This window comes from Martelella radicis, from assembly GCF_014196625.1.
Lineage (GTDB): Bacteria > Pseudomonadota > Alphaproteobacteria > Rhizobiales > Rhizobiaceae > Martelella > Martelella radicis.
In genome coordinates this window covers 36908-63762 of sequence record NZ_JACIDZ010000004.1, presented here as the reverse complement: position 1 = coordinate 63762, position 26855 = coordinate 36908, and the positions used below count along the sequence as shown (strand labels likewise).

22 protein-coding genes and 1 pseudogene are annotated in these 26855 nt (G+C 61.9%); 2 read left to right on the top strand and 21 right to left on the bottom strand.

Going from position 1 to position 26855, the window contains the following annotated elements; genetic code table 11:
- Positions 1–152 precede the first annotated feature (152 nt).
- Together pepN and GGR30_RS07605 are read left to right on the top strand one after the other, a co-directional pair.
- The gene (gene pepN / locus GGR30_RS07610) at positions 153–2801 is read left to right on the top strand and encodes an aminopeptidase N (RefSeq protein WP_183484308.1); all 2649 of its coding nucleotides are present in this window, start codon (positions 153–155) and stop codon (positions 2799–2801) included.
- 226 nt (positions 2802–3027) lie between these two features.
- Positions 3028–4875, top strand: coding sequence for a hypothetical protein (locus tag GGR30_RS07605; protein WP_183484305.1), 1848 nt, complete (start codon positions 3028–3030; stop codon positions 4873–4875).
- 6 nt (positions 4876–4881) lie between these two features.
- Here GGR30_RS07605 and GGR30_RS07600 read toward each other — a convergent pair whose 3' ends face one another.
- From GGR30_RS07600 to GGR30_RS07500, 21 genes and pseudogenes are all read right to left on the bottom strand, one after another.
- Positions 4882–7851 (bottom strand): bifunctional [glutamine synthetase] adenylyltransferase/[glutamine synthetase]-adenylyl-L-tyrosine phosphorylase, encoded by a 2970-nt coding sequence (locus GGR30_RS07600; RefSeq protein WP_183484302.1) that lies wholly within the window; start codon positions 7849–7851, stop codon positions 4882–4884.
- Between the two features lie 88 nt (positions 7852–7939).
- Positions 7940–9364, bottom strand: coding sequence for a sensor histidine kinase (locus GGR30_RS07595; RefSeq protein ID WP_183484299.1), 1425 nt, complete (start codon positions 9362–9364; stop codon positions 7940–7942).
- 15 nt (positions 9365–9379) lie between these two features.
- Entirely contained in the window at positions 9380–10057 is a 678-nt protein-coding gene (locus GGR30_RS07590; protein ID WP_210287984.1) for a response regulator transcription factor, read from the bottom strand.
- Between the two features lie 151 nt (positions 10058–10208).
- Complete coding sequence (locus GGR30_RS07585) at positions 10209–11747, bottom strand: Do family serine endopeptidase (RefSeq protein ID WP_183484296.1); 1539 nt, start codon at positions 11745–11747, stop codon at positions 10209–10211.
- 108 nt (positions 11748–11855) lie between these two features.
- The gene (locus tag GGR30_RS07580; RefSeq protein ID WP_183484293.1) at positions 11856–12320 is read right to left on the bottom strand and encodes a cytochrome c-type biogenesis protein; all 465 of its coding nucleotides are present in this window, start codon (positions 12318–12320) and stop codon (positions 11856–11858) included.
- Positions 12317–14317 (bottom strand): heme lyase CcmF/NrfE family subunit, encoded by a 2001-nt coding sequence (locus GGR30_RS07575; RefSeq protein WP_183484291.1) that lies wholly within the window; start codon positions 14315–14317, stop codon positions 12317–12319. Before GGR30_RS07575 ends, GGR30_RS07580 begins: the two co-directional genes overlap by 4 nt.
- Positions 14314–14757, bottom strand: coding sequence for a cytochrome c maturation protein CcmE (gene ccmE / locus GGR30_RS07570; protein WP_183484288.1), 444 nt, complete (start codon positions 14755–14757; stop codon positions 14314–14316). Before ccmE ends, GGR30_RS07575 begins: the two co-directional genes overlap by 4 nt.
- Positions 14754–15890 carry a c-type cytochrome biogenesis protein CcmI gene (gene ccmI / locus GGR30_RS07565; protein WP_183484285.1) on the bottom strand — a complete coding sequence of 379 codons (1137 nt, stop codon included), beginning with the start codon at positions 15888–15890 and terminating at the stop codon, positions 14754–14756. The genes ccmE and ccmI overlap by 4 nt, the downstream gene beginning before the upstream one ends.
- A 106-nt stretch (positions 15891–15996) precedes the next feature.
- A complete protein-coding gene (locus tag GGR30_RS07560; RefSeq protein ID WP_343066475.1) occupies positions 15997–16407 on the bottom strand; it encodes a hypothetical protein in 411 nt (136 codons plus the stop codon).
- Between the two features lie 168 nt (positions 16408–16575).
- Complete coding sequence (locus tag GGR30_RS07555; RefSeq protein WP_183484282.1) at positions 16576–17955, bottom strand: ATP-binding protein; 1380 nt, start codon at positions 17953–17955, stop codon at positions 16576–16578.
- Positions 17952–18614 (bottom strand): response regulator transcription factor, encoded by a 663-nt coding sequence (locus GGR30_RS07550; RefSeq protein ID WP_183484279.1) that lies wholly within the window; start codon positions 18612–18614, stop codon positions 17952–17954. Before GGR30_RS07550 ends, GGR30_RS07555 begins: the two co-directional genes overlap by 4 nt.
- Before the next feature lie 59 nt (positions 18615–18673).
- Entirely contained in the window at positions 18674–18919 is a 246-nt protein-coding gene (locus GGR30_RS07545) for a hypothetical protein (protein WP_183484276.1), read from the bottom strand.
- Between the two features lie 143 nt (positions 18920–19062).
- On the bottom strand, positions 19063–19272 hold the full coding sequence (locus tag GGR30_RS07540) for a hypothetical protein (protein WP_183484273.1): 210 nt from the start codon (positions 19270–19272) through the stop codon (positions 19063–19065).
- A gap of 16 nt (positions 19273–19288) precedes the next feature.
- On the bottom strand, positions 19289–23143 hold the full coding sequence (locus GGR30_RS07535) for a baseplate multidomain protein megatron (protein WP_183484270.1): 3855 nt from the start codon (positions 23141–23143) through the stop codon (positions 19289–19291).
- A gap of 86 nt (positions 23144–23229) precedes the next feature.
- A complete protein-coding gene (locus tag GGR30_RS07530; RefSeq protein WP_183484266.1) occupies positions 23230–23688 on the bottom strand; it encodes an NlpC/P60 family protein in 459 nt (152 codons plus the stop codon).
- On the bottom strand, positions 23685–24575 hold the full coding sequence (locus GGR30_RS07525) for a DUF2163 domain-containing protein (protein ID WP_183484263.1): 891 nt from the start codon (positions 24573–24575) through the stop codon (positions 23685–23687). Before GGR30_RS07525 ends, GGR30_RS07530 begins: the two co-directional genes overlap by 4 nt.
- Positions 24572–25213 carry a DUF2460 domain-containing protein gene (locus GGR30_RS07520; RefSeq protein WP_183484260.1) on the bottom strand — a complete coding sequence of 214 codons (642 nt, stop codon included), beginning with the start codon at positions 25211–25213 and terminating at the stop codon, positions 24572–24574. The genes GGR30_RS07525 and GGR30_RS07520 overlap by 4 nt, the downstream gene beginning before the upstream one ends.
- A gap of 9 nt (positions 25214–25222) precedes the next feature.
- A complete protein-coding gene (locus GGR30_RS07515) occupies positions 25223–25807 on the bottom strand; it encodes a phage tail tape measure protein (protein ID WP_183484257.1) in 585 nt (194 codons plus the stop codon).
- Positions 25797–25985 (bottom strand): annotated as a pseudogene (locus GGR30_RS07510) (rcc01693 family protein); the annotation flags it as partial. The pseudogene GGR30_RS07510 and the gene GGR30_RS07515, both read right to left, overlap by 11 nt.
- A 47-nt stretch (positions 25986–26032) precedes the next feature.
- Positions 26033–26413, bottom strand: coding sequence for a gene transfer agent family protein (locus GGR30_RS07505; protein ID WP_183484254.1), 381 nt, complete (start codon positions 26411–26413; stop codon positions 26033–26035).
- Positions 26410–26820 (bottom strand): phage major tail protein, TP901-1 family, encoded by a 411-nt coding sequence (locus GGR30_RS07500; protein ID WP_183484251.1) that lies wholly within the window; start codon positions 26818–26820, stop codon positions 26410–26412. Before GGR30_RS07500 ends, GGR30_RS07505 begins: the two co-directional genes overlap by 4 nt.
- Positions 26821–26855: the final 35 nt, after the last annotated feature.

The window sequence follows — 26855 nt, the reverse complement described above, 5'->3', positions numbered from 1 at the left end:
ACCCGCAGATATGCCGCCCTCCTTACGCCAGTTTCCGCATCCATGTACAGATTTCATGAAATTCCCGCGAAGCATTTGCATTTTTCGGGCTTCGGCGCTTTGTTGTGCATCGATCGGCCGCGCCGAAAGAAAAAATATCTAAGAGGATGCCCATGCCAACGGACAAGAACCGGACCGTCTATCTGAAGGACTACCAGCCGACCGATTTTATCATCGAGACCGTCGACCTGGTATTCGACCTCGGCGAGACGATGACAACGGTGGGAAGCGAGATCCGCATGCGTCGCAGGCCTGGCGCTGATCCGTCGGCGCCGCTCGTTTTCGACGGCGACGGGCTCGCGCTTTCCGGCCTTGCCCTCGACGGCAAGCCTTTGCTTCCCGAACGCTATGACAGCGATGCCGACACGCTGACGGTCCGCGACCTGCCCGAGGACGGCGCCTTCACGCTGACGGTCAAGACGCGAATCAACCCGACCGCAAACAGCCAGCTTCTGGGCCTCTACCGGACCAACGGCATCTACTCTACCCAATGCGAGGCCGAGGGCTTCCGCCGCATCACCTATTTCTACGACCGGCCCGACGTGCTGGCGGTCTACACGGTGACCATCATCGCCGACGAGAAGACCTGCCCGCTCCTGCTGTCAAACGGCAACATGGTCGAAGAACAGACGCTCGATGACGGCCGGCATATGGCCAGATGGCACGACCCCTTCCCCAAGCCGTCCTACCTCTTCGCCCTTGTCGCGGGAGATCTCGCGATGATCGAGGACAGGTTCACGACCATGTCCGGCCGCGATGTGACGCTCAGGGTCTATGTCGAGCACGGGAAGGCGGAACGCGCAGGCTATGCGATGGACGCACTCAAGCGCGCGATGAAGTGGGACGAGGAACGCTTCGGACGCGAATACGACCTCGATATCTTCATGATCGTGGCCGTCTCCGACTTCAACATGGGCGCGATGGAGAACAAGGGCCTCAATATCTTCAATGACCGGCTGATCCTGGCCGACCCGGAAACGGCAACCGATGACGACTATGCCCGGATCGAGGCCGTGGTGGCGCACGAATATTTCCATAACTGGACCGGAAACCGCATCACCTGCCGCGACTGGTTCCAGTTGAGCCTCAAGGAAGGGCTGACGGTCTATCGCGAACACGAGTTTTCCGCCGACCAGCGTTCGCGCCCGGTCGTGCGCGTCGACGAGGTGAAATTCCTCAGGGCACATCAGTTTCCCGAGGACGGCGGTCCGCTCGCCCATCCGGTGCGTCCGACCGAGTATGTCGAGATCGACAATTTCTACACGACCACGGTCTACGAGAAGGGTTCCGAGGTCTCGCGCATGATCGCGACGCTTCTTGGCCCCGACGGCTTCCGCCAGGGACTCGACCTGTTCTTCGAGCGTCATGACGGCGGAGCCGTGACGATCGAGGACTACCTGAAATGCTTCGAGGAGGCGACCGGCCATGACCTCACCCATTTCGCCCTCTGGTATCACCAGGCCGGCACGCCGGTGATTTCTGTCGCAAGTGCCTATGACGAGGACAAGCGCGAGCTCACTCTGACGCTCGGCCAGACGACGACGCCGACGCCCGGAGAGAAGGTCAAGAAACCGCTCCATATTCCGCTGCGCGTCGGGCTCATCGGTCCAAATGGCGACAATATGGAGCCATCGGCCATCACCGGCGGTGAGCACCGCAAGGACGTTCTGGAGCTGACGGAGGATGAACAAACCTTCGTCTTCGAAGGCATCGGCGCCAGACCTGCCATCTCGGTCAACCGCGACTTTTCCGCGCCGGTCAAGATCCGCTTCGACCAATCGCGCGAGGACAGGCTCAGGATCGCCGGCGCCGAGACGGATCTGGTCGCCCGCTGGGACACGATCAATGCGCTGGCGCTCGAAACGCTGGTCAAGGCCGCCGGTGATGTCAAGGCAGGCCGGTCCGTCACAATCGACGGGGAACTGGGTGACGTGCTCATCGCAACTGCGGAGGACGACGCGCTCGAACCCGCCTTCCGGGCTCTGGCGCTCACATTGCCAAGCGAACTCGACATTGGCCGCGCGATCGTCGACAATGTCGACCCGGACGCCATCCACACAGCGCGCAGTGCGGTGTTTGCAGCCATCGCACAGGCCGGGGGCGACAGCTTTGCCCGGCTGACGACGGCAATGGAGAACCCCCGCACCTTCAGCCCCGATGCCGAAAGTGCTGGCCGTCGCGCGCTGACCAATGCGGCCCTGGCGCTGGCGGTCGCCGGCGAAGGAGACCCTGCCCGCGCAAACCGGGCCTATGGGCACGCCGACAACATGACGGACATGCTGGCCGCGATGCGGATACTGGCGCACCAGTTCGCGGGCTCGGCCGAGGCGGAAGACGCGCTTTCCGATTTCAGGCGTCGCTTCGCCGGCGAGCCGTTGGTGCTCGACAAGTGGTTCTCGACGCTTGCGACGGTGCCCGGCGCGCAGACGCTTGAACGCGTTGCCGCGCTGATGGGGGATGACGCCTTCGACGAGACCAACCCCAACCGGGTCCGTGCCCTCATCGGTGCCTTCGCCTCGTCAAATCCGACCGGGTTCAACCGAGACGACGGCGCGGGCTATAACTTCTTCGCCGACTTCATTCTGACCTCGGACAAGCGCAATGCCACGCTGACCGCGCGGTTGATGACGGCGATGCGCTCCTTCGAGGCGCTGGAACCGACACGGCAGGCGCTTGCGCGCAGACAGATCGAGCGCATTGCTGCCCATGACGATCTCTCCCGCAACCTGCGGGATATCGTCGATCGAATGTTGAAAAGCTGAATTAGCGCTTGCCAAGAAACGCAATCCGAGTCCTCCGCTCGAACATCTCGGCCGCCGCAGCCTGCCACGGCATGCGCAGCGGCGGCCGTCAATTCACAAAAAATCCTTATTTGATATATGGTTAACAAAAGCTTCCCTCAGGGTGCTGGACAAGCCGAATCACCTTTGATTCACTAGGGTAGATTCGCAAGGCGGTTTCGCGGATCACACGAGGGAACTTAAGCACATGAAACGATCAGATCTGTGGGACGAGCCCGCAGTGAACGGGGACCTGCGCTCCGGATTCACTGCAAGTCAGACACTTTCAGGCCGTGAACAGGCCGGTTTTCAGGGGCTTGGCGCTTTTGCCGCCGCCAACCGGCCGGCGGTCGAAAGGGTTCTCAAGAAGTCCATCCCCTATCTGATCATTGCCTTTCTCATCTGCGTCGCCCTGGCGCGCGGTCTCTCTTTGATCTCCAGCCATAACCGCATGGAAGACGCCGTGCGCCATACGACCGAACTGACCTCGGCGGTGGCGGTCGCGGCGCTGGAAGACGAGACAACCTTGTTCTTGCCGGAAAATGCGGCGGCGGCCGACGACAGGTTGCAGGCGCTTGCCGCACGCTCCATCGCCGATCCGGACACCGATCTCGTGATGATCGACACCAGCGGCGCCGTGCTTGCCGCAACTCCCGCGCGCGCCGATCTTGTCGGCCGCTCGCTCGCCTCCGTCTTTCCCGAGCTGATCTCGGCCCGCCACCCGCGCACCAGCGGACAGGTGGTCGAAACGCGGATCGACGGCGCGCCCTACCAGGTCTCCATGCATCTCGTCGGCGCTGACGGCGGCATGGTGATCGCGCTGCACGCAATGAAACGGATGAATGCCGTCTGGCGCGCCGAGGTCAATCTCAACGTCACCCTGTTTGCCGCGATGGCGCTTCTGCTGCTTGTGGTGGTCTACGCCTACTACACCCAGATCAACCGCGCCGACGCGACAACCGGCATCATGTCCGCCGAACGCGGCGCGCGCGATGTCATGCTGGCGAATGGCGAGGCCGGGCTCTGGTCCTTTGACTCCGCAAACCGACGTGCCCTTCTGGACGGTTCCGCGAGCGCGGCGCTCGGTCTCGGCGAGCGGGCCCGCGAACTGACCTACCGCGACCTTCTCGCTCTCGTGCATCCCGACGACCGGCGCGGATTGTCGAAGAACCTGCACCCCACCGATGACGGATTGATCGAGACCGACCTTCGCCTGTGCCGCCATGACGGGCGCTACGGGCTGTTTGCCATTCGCGCCCACGCCGCGGTCAAGGCCGGGCGCCTGACCATTTCCGGTGCCGCGATCCGACAGGCATCGTGCCGACACCGGGCACTCGAGACTGCCGCCAGGCGCGCCGCCATGCTGGAGGCAGCCTTCGACGCCCTTCCCCAGCCGCTTGCCCTATGGGGCAAGGATGGCTGTCTCGATCTCGCCAACGCGTCTTTCCGGGCGGCCTATGATCTCGACGGTCAGCGCGGCACCATCCGCCGCGACGATGTGTCGGCGGAAAACCGCGAGCAGGCCGTGCTGGTGCGCCGCGCCCATCACGACGACCGAGGCACGGCGGAAGTCAAGACAGCGAAGGGGGAGTGGATGCAGCTTGCCGAACATTGTTTCGACAATGGCGCGCAGCTTACCCTCGGCACCGATATTACACGTTTCAAGGAAGAGCAGAGCCGGCTGCAGGCCGAGCAGGAACGGCTTCGTGAGAAGGTCAACACCATGGCGCTCACGCGCCGCAAGCTGGAACTGAAATGCGCCTCGCTGGAACGCTCGCTGGAGACCGGAGCCGTCGCGCCGCGCGAAGGCGAGCCCACGGATCCTGCAATGCCAGCTGAAATCCGGACCGCGCTCACGGCCGTCCTCGGCTTCTCGGAACTGATGATTGCCGAAACGGAACGGATGGCAGGCAACAAGCTCAATGAATATGCGCGGCACGTCCATGCCGGCGGCGTGGCACTCCACGCAATGGTCGAACGTCTTGAGAACACGGCGCCCGCTCCCGAGAGCGAGCCCGACTACCGGGGGCCGGTCGTCCGGCGCCGGGACGGCTGAAAAGGCCTATCCGGTCGCCTCATCGGAAAGAGGAAGCAACCTTTTGAAGATTGCTCGCACACCGCTTGCCTGATCGGCGATCATGGCCTCGAGCGCGCTCACATCAGGGCAGTCTGCAAGCTTGCACAGGCGCTCCAGAAGGCCGGAAGGCGCAGTCTCGGGCTCAAACCCTTCATTGAGGCAGGCGCGGGTCAACTGGGCAATGTCTGTGTAGAGCGAAAGCGCCTTGCGGCAAGTTTCCAGTTCTCCCGTCTCCATCACCTCCGGGCCGAAGCGCGCCAGAACATCGTCCGTGGTCATGGCCTCCCCGCCCCCGATCTCACCACGCGGCACATGGCAGGCAAGGTGGCAGTATTGAGCGATGAACTCGATATCTATCAGTCCCCCGGGAATGAGCTTCAGATCCCACGGGCTCTTCGGCGGCTTGTCACGCTCGATGCGCGCGCGCATATCGGCGATGTCGTGGGCGAGTTTTTCATGGTCGCGCTTCTGGCCGAGAATGGCATCGATCACAGACCCGGTATCAGTCATCAGCGATGCGTCACCGCAAAGCGGATGCGCGCGCGACAGCGCCATATGCTCCCAGGTCCAGGCCTCGTTCATCTGGTATTTTTCGAAGGCCGCAAGCCGTGTCGCGAGCGGCCCGGCATTGCCGGAGGGGCGAAGCCGCATGTCCACCTCGTAGAGCACGCCTTCGGCCGTCGGCGCGCTCAGGGCGGCGACAAGGCGCTGGGTGACCCGGGCGAAGTAGCGCGGCACGTCAAGCTGTTTGGGACCGGACGACATGGCGAGCGGATCGTCGCAGTCATAGAGCACGATCACGTCGACATCGGAGCCCGCCGTCAGTTCCGAACTGCCAAGCTTACCCATGGCGAGAACGCAGGCGCGCTGGCCGTCAACCGTGCCATGCGCCTCTTCCATCTGTGCCAGCACGCCCTGAAGCGCCTCGTCGATGACCAGCGTAGCCAAAGTTGTCAGCGCGCGCCCGGCGGCAAATCCGCTGATCGACCCGGTCACCAGACGAATGCCGATCAGAAAGCGTTGTTCCGCGGCGAATATCCTGAGCCGGTCCAAACGCTCCTCATAGATGTCGACGCCCTCCATGAAGTCCTCGAGGCGGCCTGCAAGATAGTCCCGGGTCGGGATTTCCGTCATCAGCGCGGGATCGAGCATGCCGTCGACGATGTGGGCGCGCGCGGCGATGATTTCGGCAAGCCTCGGCGCGGCAGACATCACTTCGACCAGCAAGAGCATCAGGTTCGGATTGTTCTTCAAAAGCGAGAAGAGCTGGACGCCGGCCGGCAGGCCGGAAAGAAATCGGTCGAACCGCAGAAGTGCCTCGTCACCCCTTCGGCTTGCGCCGAAGGCCTTCAGAAGTTCCGGCATGATTTCCGTCAGACGCTGGCGCGCCTTGGCCGTCTGGGTGGCCCGGTAGCGCCCGTAATGCCAGGTCCGAACAACGCGGGCGATGTCTTCGGGCCGCTCGAAACCGAGCTTGCGCAGGGTTTCGAGCGTGCCCGGATCATCATCCTCGCCGGTGAAAACGAGGTTGCCAGCCTCGCCTGAAAGCGCCGCCTCCCGCTCGAACAGGCGGGCATAGCGCCGCTCGACCGTCTTCAGCGCCTTCAGCATCGCGCCGGAAAACGCCTCGTTGGTTTCAAAGCCGCTCATCCGGGCAATCCTGAGGAGTTCTGCATCGTCTTCCGGCAGGACATGGCTCTGTTCGTCGCGCACCATCTGGATTCGATGCTCGACATCGCGCAGGAACCAGTAGGCGCCGGTCAGTTCCTCTGCGGTCGCCTTGTCGATCCAGCGGGCCTCCCGCAGCGCCTCGAGCGCATCGACCGTCCTGCGGCATCGCAGCTCAGGCATGCGGCCGCCGGCGATCAGTTGCTGGGTCTGCACGAAGAACTCGATCTCGCGGATTCCGCCGCGCCCGAGCTTGACGTTGTGGCCGTTGACGGCAACGAGGCCGAAGCCCTTGTGAGCATGGATCTGACGCTTGATCGAATGGATATCCGCTATGGCGGCGTAATCGAGATACTTGCGAAAAATGAAGGGGATCATTTCAGTGAGGAAGGCATCGCCCGCGGCAAGATCGCCGGCGATCGGTCGCGCCTTGATGAAGGCGGCGCGTTCCCAGTTCTGACCCCGGCTTTCATAGTAGAGAAGCGCCGCCTCAACCGGAATCGCCAGCGCGGTAGAGCCGGGATCCGGCCTGAGCCGCAGATCCGTTCGGAACACATACCCGTCGCCGGTTCGTTCCTGCAGGATGCGGATCAGGCGGCGCATAAGCCGGGGTACGAGCGAGCGCGGATCATCCTTGCCGGTGAATATGTCTGCATCCGGCTCGAAGAAGACAACGATGTCGATGTCGGAGGAATAGTTCAGCTCGCAGGCACCGAGCTTGCCCATGCCGAGGACAACCATTCCCGAATGGCGCGAGGGTTCTTCCGGGTCTTGAAGGGCCACCTTGCCCTCGTCGGCTGCCGACGACAGCAGATGATCGATCGTCGCAGCAACAGCGGCGCTCGCGAAATCACTGAGCAGCGCCGTCGTCCTTCCCGGCGCGATCATGCCCGCGAGATCGGCAAGCGCAGTCATGAACGCGATCCTGCGTTTGGCGTCCCGCAGACGCAGCATGATGTCACTGTCGCTGACCTTGCCGCCATCACCCCGCCATGCGGCGCGCGCCTGAGCGATGTCGTCTTCAATCTGCGGCAGAAACGGTTCTTCGATATCGGCAAGCAGTTCCGGATGGGCCCGAAAGCTGTCGAACAGAAACGGAGAGAGGGAAAAGGCTGCGGCCAGGAAGGCCGTCAGCCGGTCATCACGGTCTGCGAGGACCGGCGGAAGCCCATGTTTCCCGACGGCAGCCGAGAGTTCCCCAAAGGCGGAGGCGCACATCTCCTCGTTCAGCGGGAGGACAGGCTCTCCCGCAAGGTCGCGCAGTGTGCCTGCTTTCTGGTCGCTCATCATTTCCTCCGAATGCCTTTTTCACTGCCTTAACATTGCGGACGGCAGGCTTAAAGCAAAAGAGGGCTGAAGAAGGGAGAGAGACGCCTCAGCCGGCGTTGCGTTTCTCGTTGACGGTGGGAAAGCTCAACACCGCGCCCAGGCCGGAATAATTCTCGTCCAGGCTCTTTGCCTCGACGAGCGAAAACACGCCGCCATGCATGGACGCGACGGCATCGACAAGGGAGAGACCGAGGCCTGTGCCTGGTTTGGAGCGACTTTCATCCAGCCGGAAGAAGCGCTGCTTGACGTCATCCATGCGCGAGGGAGGAATGCCGGGACCATTATCGGCCACCACGAACACCGCGCGGTCGCCGTCGCGTTTCAGCGAGAGATGGATCGACCGGCCGCAGCCCTCGGAATACTTGATGGCATTGTCGAGAAGATTGAATATCGCCTGACCGATCAGTTCTCGATTGCCGTTGACCGCGATCTCCGGTTCGATCGCGCAATCGAGGACAAGGCCCGCTTCTTCGGCAACCGGTCCATAAAGCTCGGCGCTGTCTTCAACGATCGCCGACAGGTTGACCGCTGACATTTCTGCCGCAACCGCCCCCGCCTCGACGCGGGAGATCATCAGCAACGCGTTGAAGGTGCGGATTAGCTGATCCGATTCGGCGATGATCCCCTCAAGGGCCGCTCGACGCTCATCTGGCTCTTCGGCGGCGGCTGCATCGGACGCCTTGTTGCGCAAGCGGGTCAGAGGGGTCTTCAGGTCATGGGCGATATTGTCGGAGACCTGGCGCAAACCCTCGTTCAGCCGCACGATCCGATCGAGCATCAGGTTGAGCGAATTGGAAAGCCGGTCGAATTCATCGCCGGAACCGGTGACGGGCAGACGCTGGGAGAGATCGCCGGCCATGATCTTGCCGCTTGCGCTCGACATCCGATCCATGCGTTTCAAGGCGTTTCGTCCGATTGCGAACCAGATCACAAGCGCGCCGACGCCCATTATGATGAGCGCGAGCAGCAGCGCCTGCCTGACGACGATATGCAGACGCTCCGGGTCACCGAGATCACGTCCAATCAGAAGCCGGATGCCATTGTCGAGTTCGATGACGTAACCCGCGGCAAGATTTTGATGGGTTCCGCTGTTGTTTTCAGCGAAGCCTTCATAGCGAAAGGGCGGATCGATCCAGCCGAGCCGGTTCAGAACGCCCGGTTGCAGCGAAGCGACATTGCTTGCGAGGATTTCGCCCTGAGGGCTGGCGATGACATAGAGATTGGCACCGGGCTGGCGCGCGCGTCTTTCGATGATGTTGAAGACACGCCTGATGCCGCCGCTTTCGAAAGAAAGGTCGAGCTGGGTGATCTCGCGTTCGAGCGAAGTTCTGGTCTGGCGCAGGACGAGATCCTCGGAAACGGCAGTGACATAGAAGACCATCACGGCCGCGCACAGACCGAACAGCAGAATATAGACGGCCGACAACCGGACAGCGGTGGATTTGAACAGGAGCCGCAGGCGTTCTCTCATCTGTCGGGATCAACTTCAGGGATCATATTTGATCATGTAGCCGGAGCCGCGAATCGTCTTCAAAAGCGGCTTGTCGAAATCCTTCTCGATCTTGGATCGCAGACGCGAGACATGCACGTCGATCACATTGGTCTGCGGATCAAAGTGATAGTCCCACACATTCTCAAGAAGCATGGTGCGGGTGACCACCTGCCCGGCATTCTTCATCAGGTATTCGAGAAGGCGGTATTCGCGCGGCTGGAGCGTGATTTCGCGACCGGCCCTGCGCACCTCATGCGACAGGCGATCGAGTTCCAGATCGCCGACGCGGTAGACGACGTCCTGGTCCGGCGCGCCCTTGCGCCGGCCGAGAACCTCGACACGCGCCAGAAGCTCGCTGAAGGCATATGGCTTGGGCAGGTAGTCGTCGCCGCCCGCCCTCAGCCCGGTGACCCTGTCGTCCACCTGTCCCAACGCGGACAGGATCAATACCGGCGTATGCACGCCGCGCAAGCGCAAGGCGGAGATCACCGACAGCCCGTCGCGACGCGGCAGCATGCGGTCCACGACCAGCACGTCGTACTCGTTTTCGCTCGCCATGAACAAGCCGCTTTCACCATCGCCCGCATGTTCGCAGGTGATGCCGGCCTCACGAAAGGCCTTGGTCAAATAGGCGGCTGCCTCGAGGTCATCTTCAATTACCAGAACGCGCATGGCGGCGACAATATCGCCATTGCGATCCGGGTTACAAGCGGTCTCGCGGGTTTCATCGACAGACATGGTGAGAACTCCGAAAAGAGCTGCGAAACAAAAGGGGCGCACAGGCCTGCTGCCCATGCGCCCCTCGTCATCCTGTCAGAGCCGATCAGCCGGCATCCTTGTTCTCGCTGCCGGTCGGCAGGGCGGTGAACATGCTGCCATTCTCTGTCTCGACCTGGAAGAGCGCCTGCTTACGTCCATTGCTCGCGGCTTGCTTGACCTGCTCGAGAATGTCCTGGGCCGAGCCGACTTCCTTGTTGTTGACGCTCAGGATCTTCTGCCCTTCGGCAAGCCCCTTCTGGGCCGCATCCGAATCAGGGTTGACGGCGGTTACCGTCACGCCCTTGCCGTCATCGGACGGACGCACTTCAATGCCCATCTGCGTCATCAGCGTACTTTCGGCTGGCGCACTCATGCCCTCGGCAGCGGCGAGTTGGTCTTCGCTCGGGAATTCGCCAAGCGTGACGTCAATCGTCTGCGACTTGCCGTCGCGCCAGACAGAAAGCTCGACATTGTCGCCGGGCTCCATCATGCCGATCATCCGTGACAGCGAACGAGCATCCTCGATAACCTCGCCATTGACCGCAGTGATCACGTCTCCCTGCTGGAGACCTGCCTCCGCACCGGGACTGTCCTCAGTCGGCTCCGAAATCATGGCACCTTCGGGCTTTGCGAGACCGATCGCGTCGGCGATATCTTCGGTCACGGGTTGGATGCGCACGCCAAGCCAGCCGCGCTCGACTGTGCCGTCGTCGATCAGGTCATTGACCACATCCTGAGCCAGATGAGACGGGATGGCGAAAGCGATACCGACATTACCGCCGGACGGCGAAAAGATCGCAGTGTTGATGCCGACGACTTCGCCATTGAGATCGAAGGTCGGACCGCCAGAATTGCCGTGATTGACCGCAGCATCGACCTGGATGTAGTCGTCGTAGGGACCGGAGGCGATATCACGACCGAGCGCGGAAACGATGCCCGAGGTCACCGTGCCACCAAGGCCGAACGGATTGCCGACGGCAACCACCCAGTCGCCAACGCGAAGCTTCGCATCATCGGCGAAATTCACATAGGTGAAGTCGCGATCGGCATCGACCTTCAGCACCGCCAGATCGGTGCGCGGATCGGTGCCCACAAGTCTGGCGTCATACTCGGTGCCATCATCCATCAGCACGGAAAATGTATCGCCCTCGCGCACGACGTGGTTGTTGGTTACAAGGTAGCCGTCTTCAGAGACGAAGAAACCGGACCCCTGAGCAACCGGACGCGGGCCGCCATTGCGCGGCTTCGGCGGCTGCTGCGGCTCGACCGGCGCGCCGAAATCCTTGAAGAAACGCTTCAGGGGATGATCATCGGGAAGATTGTCGAAGCCGCGTCCGCCGAAGCCGAAACCGAAGCCATCATTCTGGGCAACCGGCTGGACATTGCTTTCGACAACGACCGAAACAACGGCCGGAGAGACCGCTTCGACCACATCGGCAAAGCCCGGCACCTTGGGGGCTTCGACATAAACCGGGTCGGCTAGGGCTTCGGGAACGGTCAGCGGCGCACCTGCCGAAAACAGGACAGCGGCAACGCCGCCGGCAAGCGCCGAGGCCTTCAAAATCGGCTTGAACTTGTTGTATCCGGAAGTCTGGTCGAGCATCTGGTCTACCTTTTCCTTGATTGACGTTTTTGAAGCTGTCTTCAAATCGGATAAAGGCACTATAAATGCTGCGACCTTACAGAAATCTGTCCACAAAATGACGGATTGTTAATTGTCGTCGCCTTCGGCAAGAAGCCGATCGAGCCTGGATTCCTCGTCCATGGAGAGTGGGCGGTCCGGCGACCGGCGCGCTGACGAAAAGCGCCAGAGGGCCAACCCGCCGAGAACGAGCAGCACCGCCGGCGCGCCCCATAGAAGCCATGTCTTGGACGAAAGACGCGGCTTGAGCAGGACAAATTCGCCATAGCGCGAAACCACGTAATCAATGACTTCCTCATTGCTGTCGCCGTCCACGAGACGGGTCCGAACCAGAAGTCGCAGATCCCGGGCGAGATCGGCGTTGGAATCATCGATCGATTGATTCTGGCAGACCATGCAACGCAGCTCCGCAGAGATTTCACGCGCGCGCGCTTCGAGCGCCGGATCATCGAGCACCTCGTCGGGCGTCACGGCGCTGGCCGTTGCCAGGGGCAAAAACACAAGAAAGACAGCCAGGAAGGCACCAATCCTCATTCTGCAGTCCCCGCATGTGCTGCCGCCGCGTCCATCCGGCGCTTGCGGCTTCGTTCCGGCGCGCCGACGCGCAGGCGCCGATCTGTCAGCGATACGACGCCGCCAAGGGCCATGGCCACGCCGCCGAGCCAGATGCACAGAATAAACGGCTTCCACCACACGCGAACCACCCAGGCGCCATCCGAGCGCTCGTCGCCGAGCGAAACATAAAGCTGGCTGAGTCCGAAGGTAGAGATACCGGCTTCCGTCGTCGGCATGTTGTTTGAGAGGTAAACCCGCTTTGCCGAAAAGCTTTCCGTGATTGCCCGACCGTCCCGGGTGATCGTGAAAGCCCCTTGCTCATCGACATAGTTGGGGCCCCTGACGGGCGTGATGCCGCCGAAAGTCACCGTGTAGCCGCCGGCATCGACACTCATCCCGGGCGCCATCTCCAGAACCGCCTCCGTCTCGTAGAGAGAGACAGCGACAATGCCGAGAACCGAAACGCCCAGCCCGAAATGAGCAAGCGCGGCGCCGAAGGCGGAGCGCGGCAGCCCTACGAAACGCGGCCAGGCCCGCGACATCGACATCCGACCGAAGCCTGATCGAAACCATAGATCGCTTGCCGCGCCGAACATCAGGAAAAACGCAATGGCCACTGCAACAGCTGCCAGAACCGGACCGCCTGAGTGGTAATAGATAAAGCCGGCCGCCAGCACCAGTGCCAGGATCGCCGCCGCTAACAGGCGCTCGCTGGCGGCCTTCAGATCACCCCGCTTCCACGACAGCATAGGTCCGAAAGGAACCGCAAGCAAGAGCGGTATCATGAGGACGCCGAAGGTCATGTTGAAGAAAGGTGGACCAACCGAGATCTTGTCGCCGGTGAGTGTTTCGAGAACAAGCGGATAGAGCGTCCCTGTCAGCACCGTCCCGGTCGCCACCGTCAGAATGAGGTTGTTGAAGACCAGAGCCCCTTCGCGCGAGATCGGCGAAAACAGGCCGCCGGCGCGCAGGAGCGGAGCCCGAAAGGCAAACAGCGCCAGCGAACCGCCAACGAAGAAGGCAAGGATCGCGAGAATAAAGATGCCGCGCGTCGGGTCGGTCGCAAAGGCATGAACCGAAGTAAGCACGCCGGAGCGGACAAGGAAGGTTCCGAGAAGCGACAGAGAAAAGGTCAGGATCGACAGCAGCACGGTCCAGATCTTCAGCGCTTCGCGCTTTTCCATGACGAGGGCGGAGTGAAGAAGCGCGGTGCCGGCAAGCCAGGGCATGAAGGACGCGTTCTCGACCGGATCCCAGAACCACCAGCCGCCCCAGCCAAGCTCGTAATAGGCCCAGTAGGACCCCATCGCGATTCCGGCGGTTAGAAACAGCCAGGCCAGAAGCGCCCAAGGCCTGACCCAAAGCGCCCATGCCGCATCGATCCGTCCGCTGATGAGCGCCGCGACCGCGAAGGAAAAGCAGACGGAAAAGCCGACATAGCCGAGATAGAGCAGTGGCGGATGGATGGCGAGGCCGAAATCCTGGAGGATCGGATTGAGATCCTGGCCTTCGCCGGGTACCGGGAAAATCCGCATGAAGGGGTTCGACGTGAGGAGGATGAAAAGGAGAAATGCCGTGGCGATCAGCGCCTGGATAGAAAGGACATTCGCCCTGAGATCGTCCGGCAAGTTCCGGCTGAAGGCGGCAACGAGCGCGCTGAAGAGCGTCAGGATCAAGAGCCAGAGCATCATTGACCCCTCGTGATTGCCCCAGACGCCGGAGAACTTGTAAACCAACGGCATCAGCGAATGGGAATTCTCCCAGACATTGCGCACGGAGAAATCTGAGACCAGATGGCTTCGGATCAACACGCCGAACGATGTCGCCACCAGCGCAAATAGTGTCAGGGTGCCGCTGACAGCGACAGACATGAGTTGCGGATTGTTCCGCCTGACCCCGACGGCAGGTACCACGAAGGTCACCAGAGCGACAGCAAGAGCCAGAACAAGAGAAAACAAACCAAGCTCGACCGTCACTGACTTGCCTCCCCCTCCCATACGCCGTCTTCCTTCAGACGGTCGGCGACCTCCTTCGGCATATAGTTCTCATCATGCTTGGCAAGCACCGTGTCGGCATGAAACGCGCCATCGTTTCCGAACCGGCCTTCCGTCACCACGCCCTGCCCCTCGCGAAACAGATCCGGCAGGATGCCGGCATAGCGGACCTGCACGGCGCCGGAGCCATCGGTCACGGTAAAGAGCACATTGGAGTTTTCGACCCGCTTGATCGAGCCTTCTTCAACGAGCCCGCCGAGCCGGATGCGGGTGCCCTCGCCCACCGGTTTTTCGGCAAAATCGGAAGGCATGTAGAAGTAGGAAACACTGCGGCTGAGCGCGAACAGCACCAGCAATACGGCGATAGCGATGAAACCCATGCCACCGGCAATGACTGTCAGCCGTTTCTGCTTTCGATTCAAGGCTCTGCTCCCGAAATCTGCAACGAGTCCCCAAAGGCCGCCAGGCGCATGCCCTGCTCGCTTTCCTTCCCATAATAACCGATCGCCTGCCGAAGAGCCAAAGTCGCCTTCTCATCGTCTCCCAGAACGGTATAGGATCGGATCAGTCGCATCCAGCCATCAATATCATCAGGGTTTCCTTTGAGCCTTTGCTCAAGCCCGGATACCATGCCGTCAATCATCTCGACGCGCGCCTCGGGCGAAAGCTGTGCGGCGGCGGCTACCGCTTCTTCATCGGGGCCGTTCTCAACAACGCCGCCATCGGCGAGGCGTTCACTGTTGAGCACGATCCGTCGCGCCACCATCTCGCGCCAGGGCGATGCCTCCGGAAGCGCGTTCTCCAGTCGTCTGAAACGTTCGACCGCCACCGCATGGTCGCCCGATTGCTCTGCGGCAAGGGCAATGAAGTAGAGCGCGCGCAGTTCCTGGGGGTCGATCGTTTCCACCCTTCTGAAGATATCGAGCGCTTCGTCCGTTACGATGCCAGAGTTCATGGCGACGATGGCCTCGCCCTGTCCTGCCAGGCGTTCAGCGGTGACGCCGGAAACCCGGATTGCGTTCGAATAGGCATTCTCGGCAGCATCGAACCGGTTTTCACGCAGGTAGATCGGCGCAATCACATCCCATCCGCGCCCGTCATCGGGGTTTTCGGCCAGGTGCTGTTCGACGCGGGCCACCAGCACGGCGAGGTCCGGCTCATCCGCGTTCATTCGCGCTGCAAGCGGCTGGTCAGGAGCGCCCGGTGTGCCGAGCAGAGGGTAAAGCAGGCCCGCTCCCGCAACCACCGCCATGATTGCCGCGACGGCGACCCAACGCACCTTGCGACGATCAGCCTGTGCCGAGGGGGCATGGCTAGCGCCATCTGCCACAGCAAGCAGACGCCTGCCGATCTCGGCCCGAGCGGCCTCATATTCCTTTTCGCTAAGCAGCCCGTCACTCTTCTCACGTTCGATCTCGCGCAACTGGTCGCGATAGACGGAGGCCTGGCCCGTTCCCAGTCCGGTTTCATGCTCCGGCGGCTTGCGCAACAGCGGCAAAGTGACCGCGAGGGCCACGACAACAAGAATTAAAAGGGCAGTGATGGCGAAAATCATAACGACATCTTCGTACGCTACCGCTGCAAGATAGCCAACACACTAAAGCTTTATTGACTTAATCTGCTGCAGATCGTCGCAGACCCGCTCGAGTTTGAAGACCGGTTTAGTTCAGCAACGTCCAAAGACCGTCTTGGCCGCGACACGCGGCGCCCCTGCCGACATATTCCTGACCTTTCACGATCACTCGTTGCGTATATTGTCGGCAGTTCTGGTCACCCACCTGATAGGGGCTGGCAGCGGTCACCCGTCCCTCCGCATCGCGACCCTGCCAGGACACGGATTCGCCGGCGGGTACGGAAGCGAGCGCATATTGTTCCGCCCGAAGCGCGCTGGCACGATCAGCCGGCAAGAGCGAAACGCCCGCGCGCTCGACAAGGCCACCGTCCAGCGTTTCTACGGGCACGGCTTGCGCGGGCGCGACATTGCTTGACACGCTGGCGGACACACCGGTGTCAGTGGTTGTACACCCCGTAACCGACAGGGTAACGGCAGCAAGCAGAATTATCCGTTTCACGATGTCTGCGCCCCCAACGTCAGTGTTTTCATATTCGGTTCCATCGCGCGAAGCCGACCGGCCCCTGGATCGCGCAGAGCGCCAAATGCACTCTCATGCAGATAAGCACCTAGGAACAGATTATGGCCAGAATTCGCCCTGAACCGACCACGCACGGTCCCTGGCATCCTATTTCTTTGGCTTCGCGGGCAGCACGATCCGTGCGTGAAGGCCGGAACCGTCCAACCCCGTCAATTCGAAGCGGCCACCATAAGCCTGCACGATATCGTCGACAATGGAAAGGCCAAGCCCCGAACCCGAGCCGCTCTCATCAAGCCGCTGACCACGCTTCATCGCCGTGCGAATTTCGGTTGGCGTCAGACCGGGACCGTCATCGACCACGAGAATTTCGGCCCATTCGCCTGTCTCCGCGCGCCCTTCAATCCGTCGCGCATCCACCTTGACCCGGCTCTCGGCAAATCGCCCAGCATTCTCAAGGAGGTTTCCGACCACTTCTTCGATATCCTGCTGCTCCGCCGCCAGAACGAGGCCAGCTTCACACGAAAGATCGAAGTCCGTATCGGGATTCAGTCGTCGCATCACGCGGACAAGGCGTTCGAGAACCGGTTCCACCTCGCAGCGCGTCAGAACCGATTCGGTCTGCGCGGCAATCCTGGCCCTGTTGAGATAGGCCTGAACCTGTGCCTGCATGATCACGACCTGAGACGTGATCAGCTTGCCGCCCTGCCCGCCCATGCTCTGCGCCTCGTTCAACAGGACGGCGATAGGGGTCTTCAGCGAATGGGCAAGGTTGCCGACCTGCATGCGCGCGCGTTCGACAATCGCTCGATTATTGCCAAGGAGCGCGTTGATCTCGTCGGCAAGCGGCTGAATCTCGACCGGAAATTCGCCCTTCATCTCGCCCTCGCCCTGTTCGGAGATCGTGCTGAGCGCGGCCCGGGCCCTGTCAAGCGGACGCAACGCCCAGAGAATGATCAGTCCGTTGAGCAAGACGCTGGCGACGCCGAAAAGCGCCAGCGCGACATAGAGCCTGCGCGAAAACCAGCGCACGTCATTGTCCACGGCATCGCGATTGCCAGAGACGCGCACGCGCGTCGCGCGATCGTTATCGTCCATAACGACCACGGTCTCGATCACGGCCAGCTCATTGTCGTAATCGTCGCGAACGACATAGGTTCTGCGAAAGTCGCCATCATAGGGCACTTCGCTGACCGGCGTGACCGGCAGGTCCTCGCCCCCAAGCGAAGGAGAACGCAGCGCCTCTTGCGAGCCATCGTAGAGCGGATCGACAACCCAGTACCAGCCCGTTTGCGGCTGCTTGTAACTCAGGTTCCCGAGCTGCGGCGCACCTTGAAGCTCGCCGTCCTCATCTATCGAAACGGAATTGACGACATTGAACATCTCAGCCTGAAGGAGTTGGCGAAAGCCACGCTCGGCGGCATTTCTGTAGAGCGCCGAAATCACCACTGCGATCACCAAAAGCGCGATGACGAACCACACGGTCGTCAGCGCCAGGGAACGCAGTGTCAGAGAATTGGCCCATTTCATTCGGGCACCTGCATCCTGTAGCCAAGACCTCGGACAGTCTCTATCCATTCCGGACCGACCTTCTTGCGCAACCGTCCGACGAAGACCTCGATCGTATTGGAATCGCGGTCGAAATCCTGATCGTAGAGATGTTCTGTCAGCTCCGTGCGCGAAACGACCTCGCCCTGATGATGCATCAGATAGGACAACAGCCGGTACTCATGAGAGGTCAACCGCAGCAGCTCGCCGTTCAGGGTCGCCTTCGAGGCCTTCACATCCAGAGCGATCGGCCCACAGTGGATCGTGCTGGCCGCATGTCCGGCAGCGCGACGGATCAGGGCGCGGATTCGCGCCATCACTTCCTCGATATGGAAGGGCTTCGTCACGTAGTCGTCAGCGCCTGCATCGATCCCGGCAACCTTGTCGCTCCATCGATCGCGGGCCGTCAGGATCAGTACCGGCATCTTCCGTCCGGCGGCGCGCCATTTTTCCAGGATCGTCACCCCATCCATCTGCGGCAGCCCAATATCGAGGATCACAGCGTCATAGGGCTCCGTCTCGCCGAGGAAATGGCCTTCGACACCATCATAGGCACAATCGACCACGTAATCCGATTCCTTCAGCATCTGCGCAAGCTGCCGGTTCAGGTTTTCGTCATCTTCGATGAGCAGGATACGCATGTCGGTCGGTTCGCTGTTTACGGACGGGGCTTCGGCATGGCGCAATGGCCACGGACTATTCAGTTCGCAGGCAGGGTCTGAGTGATCTTGCGCGGCATGTTGCCATCGCTTGCAGGTATGATGACGGTCACCAGACAACTATTGCCGTCCGGCGTAAGCACCGCGGACAGAAGCTGCCCGCCGGTACTCCTCACCACAGTCTGGGCTGCGGCGTTACAATCGGCCGCAGACGTGCTGCCGGTCTGAAACGCCAGAAGCAGGCCTCCCGCAAGCGCCAACTGCAATCCATGCATCGGTTTCAACATCACACAGTTTCCCAATGAAATTCATTCAGTCCTTACTGATAAGAATAGTTGGCTGAACTGCAAATGAATAGTCCTTCCCGGACGAACCGGAACAACTGGCAGCCAGCGCGAAAACGCTCCGGCTGCCGTCGACGCGCCCCTTTTCAGCGCGTCAGCGTCCCTTTCGCGGCAATCCGCCCGAGGAGAGCAACCAGTCCCCCAGAGGCCCCTGCCATCGTGGCAATCGATGCCGCAAGCTCGCTCTGTGTTCCATGATCCAGATAGATGCCCCCCATCTGGAAAAGTGGCGCGGCGATGGCAATCAGCGCCCCCCACACCGTCCTGGAGAGATACCATTTCTTCGTGTTGTCCATGCCTGTTCCTTTCTGTTCAGACAGTGAGTGTAATCTGCTGCTCAAGAGGCGTGCCCAGAGGCACCTTTCGGCCCATCTGACGAAGTCGAACCGAAAGGTGTTCAACAAGACTGCCGAAATCTGCAATCTGGTCCGCATGCGCATAGAGCCATTCTGGAGCCGTCGTCTCGCTGCTGCGCACCAGCACTTCGCCTGAAAGGATCTCGACCCGATAGGCCTCGATTTCCTCGTCAAGCGGTATGTCAGCCGCGCTCCAGTCGTCGGCATCAAGCCGGGAACGCCGCACCCAATTGAGAAGAATGTCGCCGGACGCGAGGCGACGCGCACGCAGATGAACCGGCGACAGTGGCGTCTCGGCGCGCAAGCCGCCTGCAAACTGGTAGGGCGCGTGCGGATCGACCTGTCCATGCGCGGTTTCGACCAGGTAATTGCGCATCAGGCCCGTATGCCGCTCGCTGAGGCCGATCGGCACCACGGATGCATTCACTATGACGGCATCATTTCCAGAACCCGCTCCCGCCAGCATCGCGTCCTCGGTGCCATGGAGGCCGCGCAACAGACCTCCAAGCCGCCAGCGCCCTGGCGATATCTCGGAGGCCTCCAGAAAGCCGATGACCTCGAACACGCCATTGTCGGCTTCAACGGCAATCCGGTTTTCTCCGTTCAGAACTGCCGTTCTCGTTGCCGAGGAAAGCCCGCCAAAGTCGAGATCGACAACAAGCTCGCGGGTAAAGTCGACCCGCCCGCTCTTGCCCGGAAGAAGCGGTGCGGCAAGCCTTGCCGTTGAGGCCGGGCGATCGATGACCACACCTGGCAGGTACCCCTCTTGCGTTGAAGATGAGGCAAGGAACGAACGCCGCCACGGCCGCGCGAACACGCCAACGCGAGCAAAGCTCTCGGCCGGACCGGAACGGTCGCGAGCAAGGTCCAGAAAGACGACACGCGGCGCAAAACCGTCCGAGGCTGCGTCGCGCACCAGGCGCGTCCTTTCTGCCGGCAAAGCCGGATTGCCGGCCGATGACGAAAAAGAGCGCGCCTCAACCCTTATCGTTTCAGCGACCTCAAGCCGCGTCACCATGAAGCGACCGGCCGGGCCATCCCGCAGTTCGAAGATATCGCCGATCTCCAGGCCGCGCTCCTGCGGAGAGAGTTCAAGCTGCAGATTCCGCAAACCAACCCGGCTTTCGCGCAGCAAAGCGGATGCTCTCTCCAGAGCCGTCGTCTCGGAAAGCACCGTTGGCAATCCGAAGCGAAGCACCCTGTCATTCGCAGCGATCGCCCGGCTCGACCGGGCGCTTGCCTGCTCGTAATCAGTGGTCGGATCAAGATAGGTTATGACCGTTTGCCCGGCGAAATCGCTGTCGTGAAGCCGCGTTTCCCGCCACAAGCCGGTGTTCTCGCCGCGCTCGGCAACGCTGTCGATCAACCGCGACGGCAGGCTGGCGCGCTGACGAGACCGGAAAATCAGTCCACCCGCTGTTTCGAGACAGTCGGCGGAATAAAGCGAGAGCAGCGGCTCGATCAGATCACGCGCGGCATCGGTCTCGGCTTGCTGGTAGCCTGTCAGATCACCGCTCAGGAGGCTCACGTCACAGGCATGAAAACCGTGATCGGCGAGAAGCGCTCGCACCGTGCCGGCAAGCGTCGCCGCTCCCAATCGGCCGTTCAGCCAGTGCCCTGTCGCCCAGTTGGCGCCATCGCTCCACAATGCACCGTTCTGCGGAAAGGCCGGATAGGGCCGGATATCCCAGCACCACAGGAAAATGTGGTCGGGATCGACCATGCCGGGAGGAGCCTGTTCCCCCGCCCAGAAGGAAAGATGCGTTTCCAGGAAACGGCGCTGTTCATCGTCGGATCGGCTGCGGTTGGAGAAATAAGGAAATGTCGATTCCGCCGATTTCGGATCGGCAAAGACATTCGGCTGGCAGCTTCCCTTGTCCACGGCGGGACAGCCAAGTTCGGTGAACCAGATCGGCTTGGCCATCGGAACCCAGGCGGAGGGCGTTGGAACTTCGCTGCCGCCGATCCGGTCATGATGCGCGTTCGACCACCAACCCTCGATATCCTTGAAGCGATAGACCCAGTTCTTGCCGGAAAGCCCGTCCGTGATCTGCGTACGCTCTCGCGCGGCGCGCGCGGTCGGATTGGCGTAATACCAGTCAAAGCCCTCGCCAGCCGCCAATTGCCCCTCAAGACCTGCCGGATCGGTCGCGCTCCTGAAGTTATCCGGGCTCTCCATGGCCAGATCTTCGTCGCGCCAATCCGATAGCGGCATGTAGTTGTCGATGCCGACGGCCGTGATGTCCGGGCTCGCCCAAAGCGCATCGAGGTTGAAATAGACATCACCGCTTCCGTCTTGCGGATGGTAACCGAAATACTCGCTCCAGTCCGCGCCATAGGTAAGCGCCGTCTCCGGTCCGAGAATGCCGCGAACATCGCCGGCGAGCTCGATCAGCCCTTCGACAAAGGGAAAGGCGTCGTTGTGGTCGCGGATCGAGGTAAGTCCCCTCAGTTCCGAACCGACGATAAAGCCGTCGACGCCTCCCGCAGCAGCGGCCAGATGCGCATAATGCAGGATGAGACGGCGGTAACCGGAATCGGTTCCCGCAAAGTCGACGCCTGCATCGCTCGCGCTGAAGTGGTGCGGCTCGGCGGTACCCAGGAACGCCTCGATCTGCGCCCGAGCGGCTGCGGTTCTGTCGCTCGTCCCCGGCTCTCCGCTGGCCGGAAAACAGGTGATACGCCCGCGCCAGGGATAGACCGCCTGTTCGGCACCGCCATAGGGGTCGGGCAGACCGTTGGCGGCCGGCACGTCCATCATGATGAAGGGATAGAGAAAGACCTTAAGGCCGCGCCCCTTCAGGTCGGCGATCGCAGCCATCAGACCGGCGTCATTGGGCGTGCCGCCATAGGCCGGGCCGCCTTCATGCACACTCACCACATGGGCCTCATCACGCGCCAGCCCGGAAACGCGCCAGGGCACGCTTTCCTCCGCACGAAACGCGGTCTCCACGCCGGGAAGAATGCTGCACGCCCCGGCCCTCAGATCGGAACCGAACCAGGCAACAACGAGCGCCACGCGCTCCAGATTGGGGCAGAGCGCCATCAACTCATCGATGGACGCCTCCCAGTCCGTCGCGTGGGTCAGCGTATTGCGGTTCATCACCCGCTGCCTCCCGCTGCCGAGCGATTCTGTCACCGGAAACGGGCAAAGCCCGTGCTCGGTCGCTCCGGGAATGATCGCGATCGCCCTGATCTGGCTTTCGAGCGCTCCGGTCGGCTTCAGCACCTCGAACTGGAGCACCGGTATGCGGTTGCCAAACATGTCGAGCGGCAGGCGTTCAAACACGACATAGCTCAGTCCGCGATAGGCGGGAGCATTGCCGGTTCCCTGCTTTGCCTCGATAAGCGGATCAGGCAACTGGCTGTCATCACCTGGATAAAAACGCATTTCGAGATTGGTGAGGTCCAGTTCGCGCCCGTCCGCCCATACTCGCCGGATCCCGGCGACGGGTCCCTCGCAGATCCCGAAGGCGAAATTGCCGTAATAGGCAAAACTTTCGACCGCCGAGCCGGACGCCTTGCCGCCCGTGCGCTCCTCGAGCACCTCTTCCTCGAAACGCGTGGCCCAGATGAGCGTGCCGCCCACGCGTGAGGCACCGTAGACGCGCGGTATTGCAGCGCCTTCCTCGACACCGCCCACCCGCGCTGTCGGCAAATGGCTGCCGCTCGTCCTGCGTCCTCCGGAAAAGACCGATCCATCGACGGCTGCACCGGCAAGTGCGCCAAGCGCCCGTCCGGCAACGGCGCCGAACGGTCCGAGAACGCTGCCGATAGCAGCGCCCGCCGCCTGAAAAACGATTGTCGCCATCGCGAGACCTCAAGAAATATGCAATCGAGCCGCCCCGCAGCGTTGCGGTTGGCCGCTTCGTTGTTGAAGACGTAAAGGAAGGCGGTTCATCCCGCCTGGAGAAGCACAGGCTTGTCGTCGGGAAAGCGGAAGACGCCGGCTATCCGGCGGCGCCATCCGGGAACCAGCGAGGAACGGGTAACGCCCGCCTGCTCGTAGGCATGGATGAACTGGTCAGGTCCGCTAAGGATTCCGGCGTGCTTGGCCGCAAACTGCGGCCGCCAGCGGAACAGCAGAATGTCGCCGGGCGCCATCTCGTTCTGTGCGAGCGGCTCGCCGCAAAAAAGCATCGCCGCATCGAGCAGACGCTCCTGGCCGCTGCGTTCGGCCCAGTCAGGGGCATAGTCGATATCCGCTCCCGGCAGCTCGCCGTAGAGCGCATCCCAAACGCCGCGGATGAGCCCGAGGCAGTCACAGCCAACGCCGCGCCTGGCGGCCTGATGTCGATAGGGCGTGCCGATCCACGTCTCGGCCACGGCGACCGCCCGCGCTCCCATCGTGTTCATTTGAAGAGCGGAGTGCCGTCATGCACGCTCTCGCCATCGACATAGGAATAGGCGAAGTCGGCGCCGGGCACATGCGGGAAGCCGCGAAAGTTGAGGTGGTTGCTGAACTTTGTCCGGCAAGTGGAGAAGGCCTTGTCACAACCGGCCGTCAGCAGAAACTGGTCGCCGGCTTCGGGCAGGCGCTCCAGCGGCAGCCAAAGGTCGATGCGCACGCCGCCTTCGGCCACCGCATTTGCCTCGATGTCGAAGCTGAGGCCGGCAAGATTGCCGCTTTCGAACCGCAACACGCCCTGAGAAAGAAAACCGTCGCCGAAACCGTCCACGCCGGCAACCAGAAGCCGGGTATCGCTTTCGACGGAAATTATCGTTCCGGTGGCAAAGAAACCGGAGGTGTGCGGGTCGAAACCGCAGGCGGCATCGCCGAAAATGGCATCGCAGCGTCGCGTGAAGCTCCGGCCCTGCGGACGCGATAGCCGATGCGTGACCGAGCGCAACTCGGCGGCGAATCCCCCGCCCTCGCGCGAGACCTCGCCAACCTCGTAGACCTGCAGAAGCTGGTGTTGCTCGGGCGAGCGCCAGTTGACGAGAAACACCTCAACGCGGGCTCGATCATACTCGCCCGCCGCCAGCGCGTCTTCGGAAATGGCATCATGCGAAAAGCCGCCGACAACCTCGTTCGTGCTTGCGGCCAAGCCCTCCTCCGCCTCGAAACCGGAGGAGAAGAAGCCGCTTGCGGCCAGAAACAAGGTCGCGGCGAAGAACAGATCCTGATCATGTTCGGTAAAGCCGAGAACGGTCCCGTTTTTCAACGTCAACCTCCAGCAATGACAGATGGTCGTCGCGTCTTCTCTCAGATGCGCCTCCAACCCGGCATCCAACGTTCTCATGGCATGATCTCCGTAAGCGGCACCGACGGCACGCTTCCTGCATTGAAGGCTTTCATGTTGATGTCGATCCGGTCGATATCAAAGCGGACCGGTACGTCGAACAGAAAGCCGGCGAAAATCTCGGCTCCGGGGACAGGCTCCGCACCGGGTGCAAAGACAAGGATTCCGGTCGTCGTATCAACCGAGAAGTCGGTTTCCGGTACTTCGATCCCGTCAACCGAAACCCGCACGCTTCCGGCGACGGGCTTCTCAATCGTTCTCACGAAAGAGGCCGCGACATCGCCATAGGACTTGATCAACTGGAAAGCGGCCGTTGCCCCGTCGCCACCACCGATCCGCTGGTCCGTTGGGCCGGGATCCGCCAAGGGCCCGCACGACTTGAAATCAACGGGATCCCGGAACCGGAACCCATGGAGCTGACCGCCGCGCGCCTCGAAAAAGGCCATCAGTTCATAAAGGTCGGCCACCGAGCGCAGCGCCGAGCCAGCGTCATAAGACCGCCTGGAATTGCGCCAACGCTGATTGCGGTTCTCCCGTCCGTTGGACAGGCTGACGATATCCGTGCGCCGAACCGGGCCGCCGCTGACGGAAAGCGACAGCCGCAACGGAAAGCGCACCTCGTGAAAGCTCGCGCTCATCGATCTTCCTCAAATATTGCGCTGGCCGGAACGCACCGCCCTTGCCAGCATCGCCGAGATCTGTCCCTGGCTCTTCTGAAAGCTTGTCGCGTCCTGTGCCGTAACATTGAACACGATCTGCGCCCCGCCGCCGCGGCCCGATGCCGAAACGCCGAGGGAGCCATCCGGCCCGCGCTTCAGCGGCAGGATCGCCTCGGCCCCCGCCTCGCCCATCAGCCCGAGGCCGCCGGCCATCGGAAAATAGGTGGGACGCGAAACGACCCCGCCATCGGCAAACGGCGTGATCCGGCCGGGCACGCCGCCCTTGGCATGGGCGAAGACCTGGACGAGCCCGTCGGAGAGACTGCCGATCTGCCCGGAGATCGCGTTCTCGAGCGGTTTCAGGGCAGAGTTGAGTGCTAGTTCGGAAAGTCGTCGGCCAAGATCGCCCAGCACGGTTTGCAGCCCCTTTCCGGAAAGCGTCGCATCCTTCAGCGCGCCGGTGATCGCCTGCGAGAACCGGTCGGACTGGGTCTCGAGATCGACGAGCACATCGTGGAGCGCGCTTGCCCCGTTCACCGCTTCGGCGTAGTTGTCGCCCGTGTCAGTTTCCATCGTCCTTCCTCGCTTCGTCGGGATATCGCTTCATCAACTCTTCCAGGCTCGCCCGGGACGGAAAGAGCGCGAACGGCGCAAAGGCGCCGGTCATCGCCGCGAACTCGACCGGCGAGAGCGACCAGAAGTCCTCAGGTTTGAGCCGCAGCAGGCAAAGCCCCGTATGCAGCGCCGAACGCCAGGGGAAAGGCTCGGCGCCGGGAGGCTCAGGGCCTGCCGCTGCGGCTAGGAAGGGTCCGGCCGCACCGCATCCGTTGCCGGATGCTCGGCCTGCCCTCCCGAAAAGGTCACGGTCAGCAACTCGCCGACCAGTCTCGCATAGGCGGCAACGCCCCCTTCGATACTCATCGCGGCCACCTCGTCGTCGTCGATGGCGTTGCCGCCGCCGCGCAGCCCCGCGCCGATGATGGCGATCAGGTCGGCCGCACTCAGCCGGCCGGCTCCGAGCCGTTTGCCAAGGTCCCCGAGGCCATCGGCCGAAAAGGCCGTCTCCAGTTCCGCCAGCGCGCCGAGCGTCAGGCAAAGGATGCGGCGCTCGCCGTCGATTGTCGCCTCCACCTCGCCGCGATAGCGGTTGGCGCGGCCGCCCGTTTGTCCCCGCCTCATGCGCTGCCCCCGAAGCTGAGCGCACCGCCCGATTCCATTGCTATCTGGAACTGAAGTTCGCCATTGTGCTGGCCGGAATATTCGAGGGAGGTGAACTGGAAGGGGCCGGCAATCGTCCCAAAGCCGGGAATGATGATTTCAGCGCTCACCAGCGCGCCGGCGAAAAACGCCGCGCGCACCGTCTCATCAGAGGCTGCATCCTTGAAAATGCCGCTTGCCGTCATCGAGGCGCGCTGAATGCCGGCTCCGCCGAGAAGCTCGCGCCAGCGTCCCGCGCTTTCGGAATCGGTGATGTCCACCGTCTCGGCATTGAAGCTCAGCGTCTTGGTCCTCAGACCGGCGACCGTTTCAAAACCACTTCCATTATGCAGTTTCAGCAGCAGGTCCTTGGCCTTCTGGGCTGTCATCACACACTCCGTTCGGTTTGTTGGAAAGAGCCGCG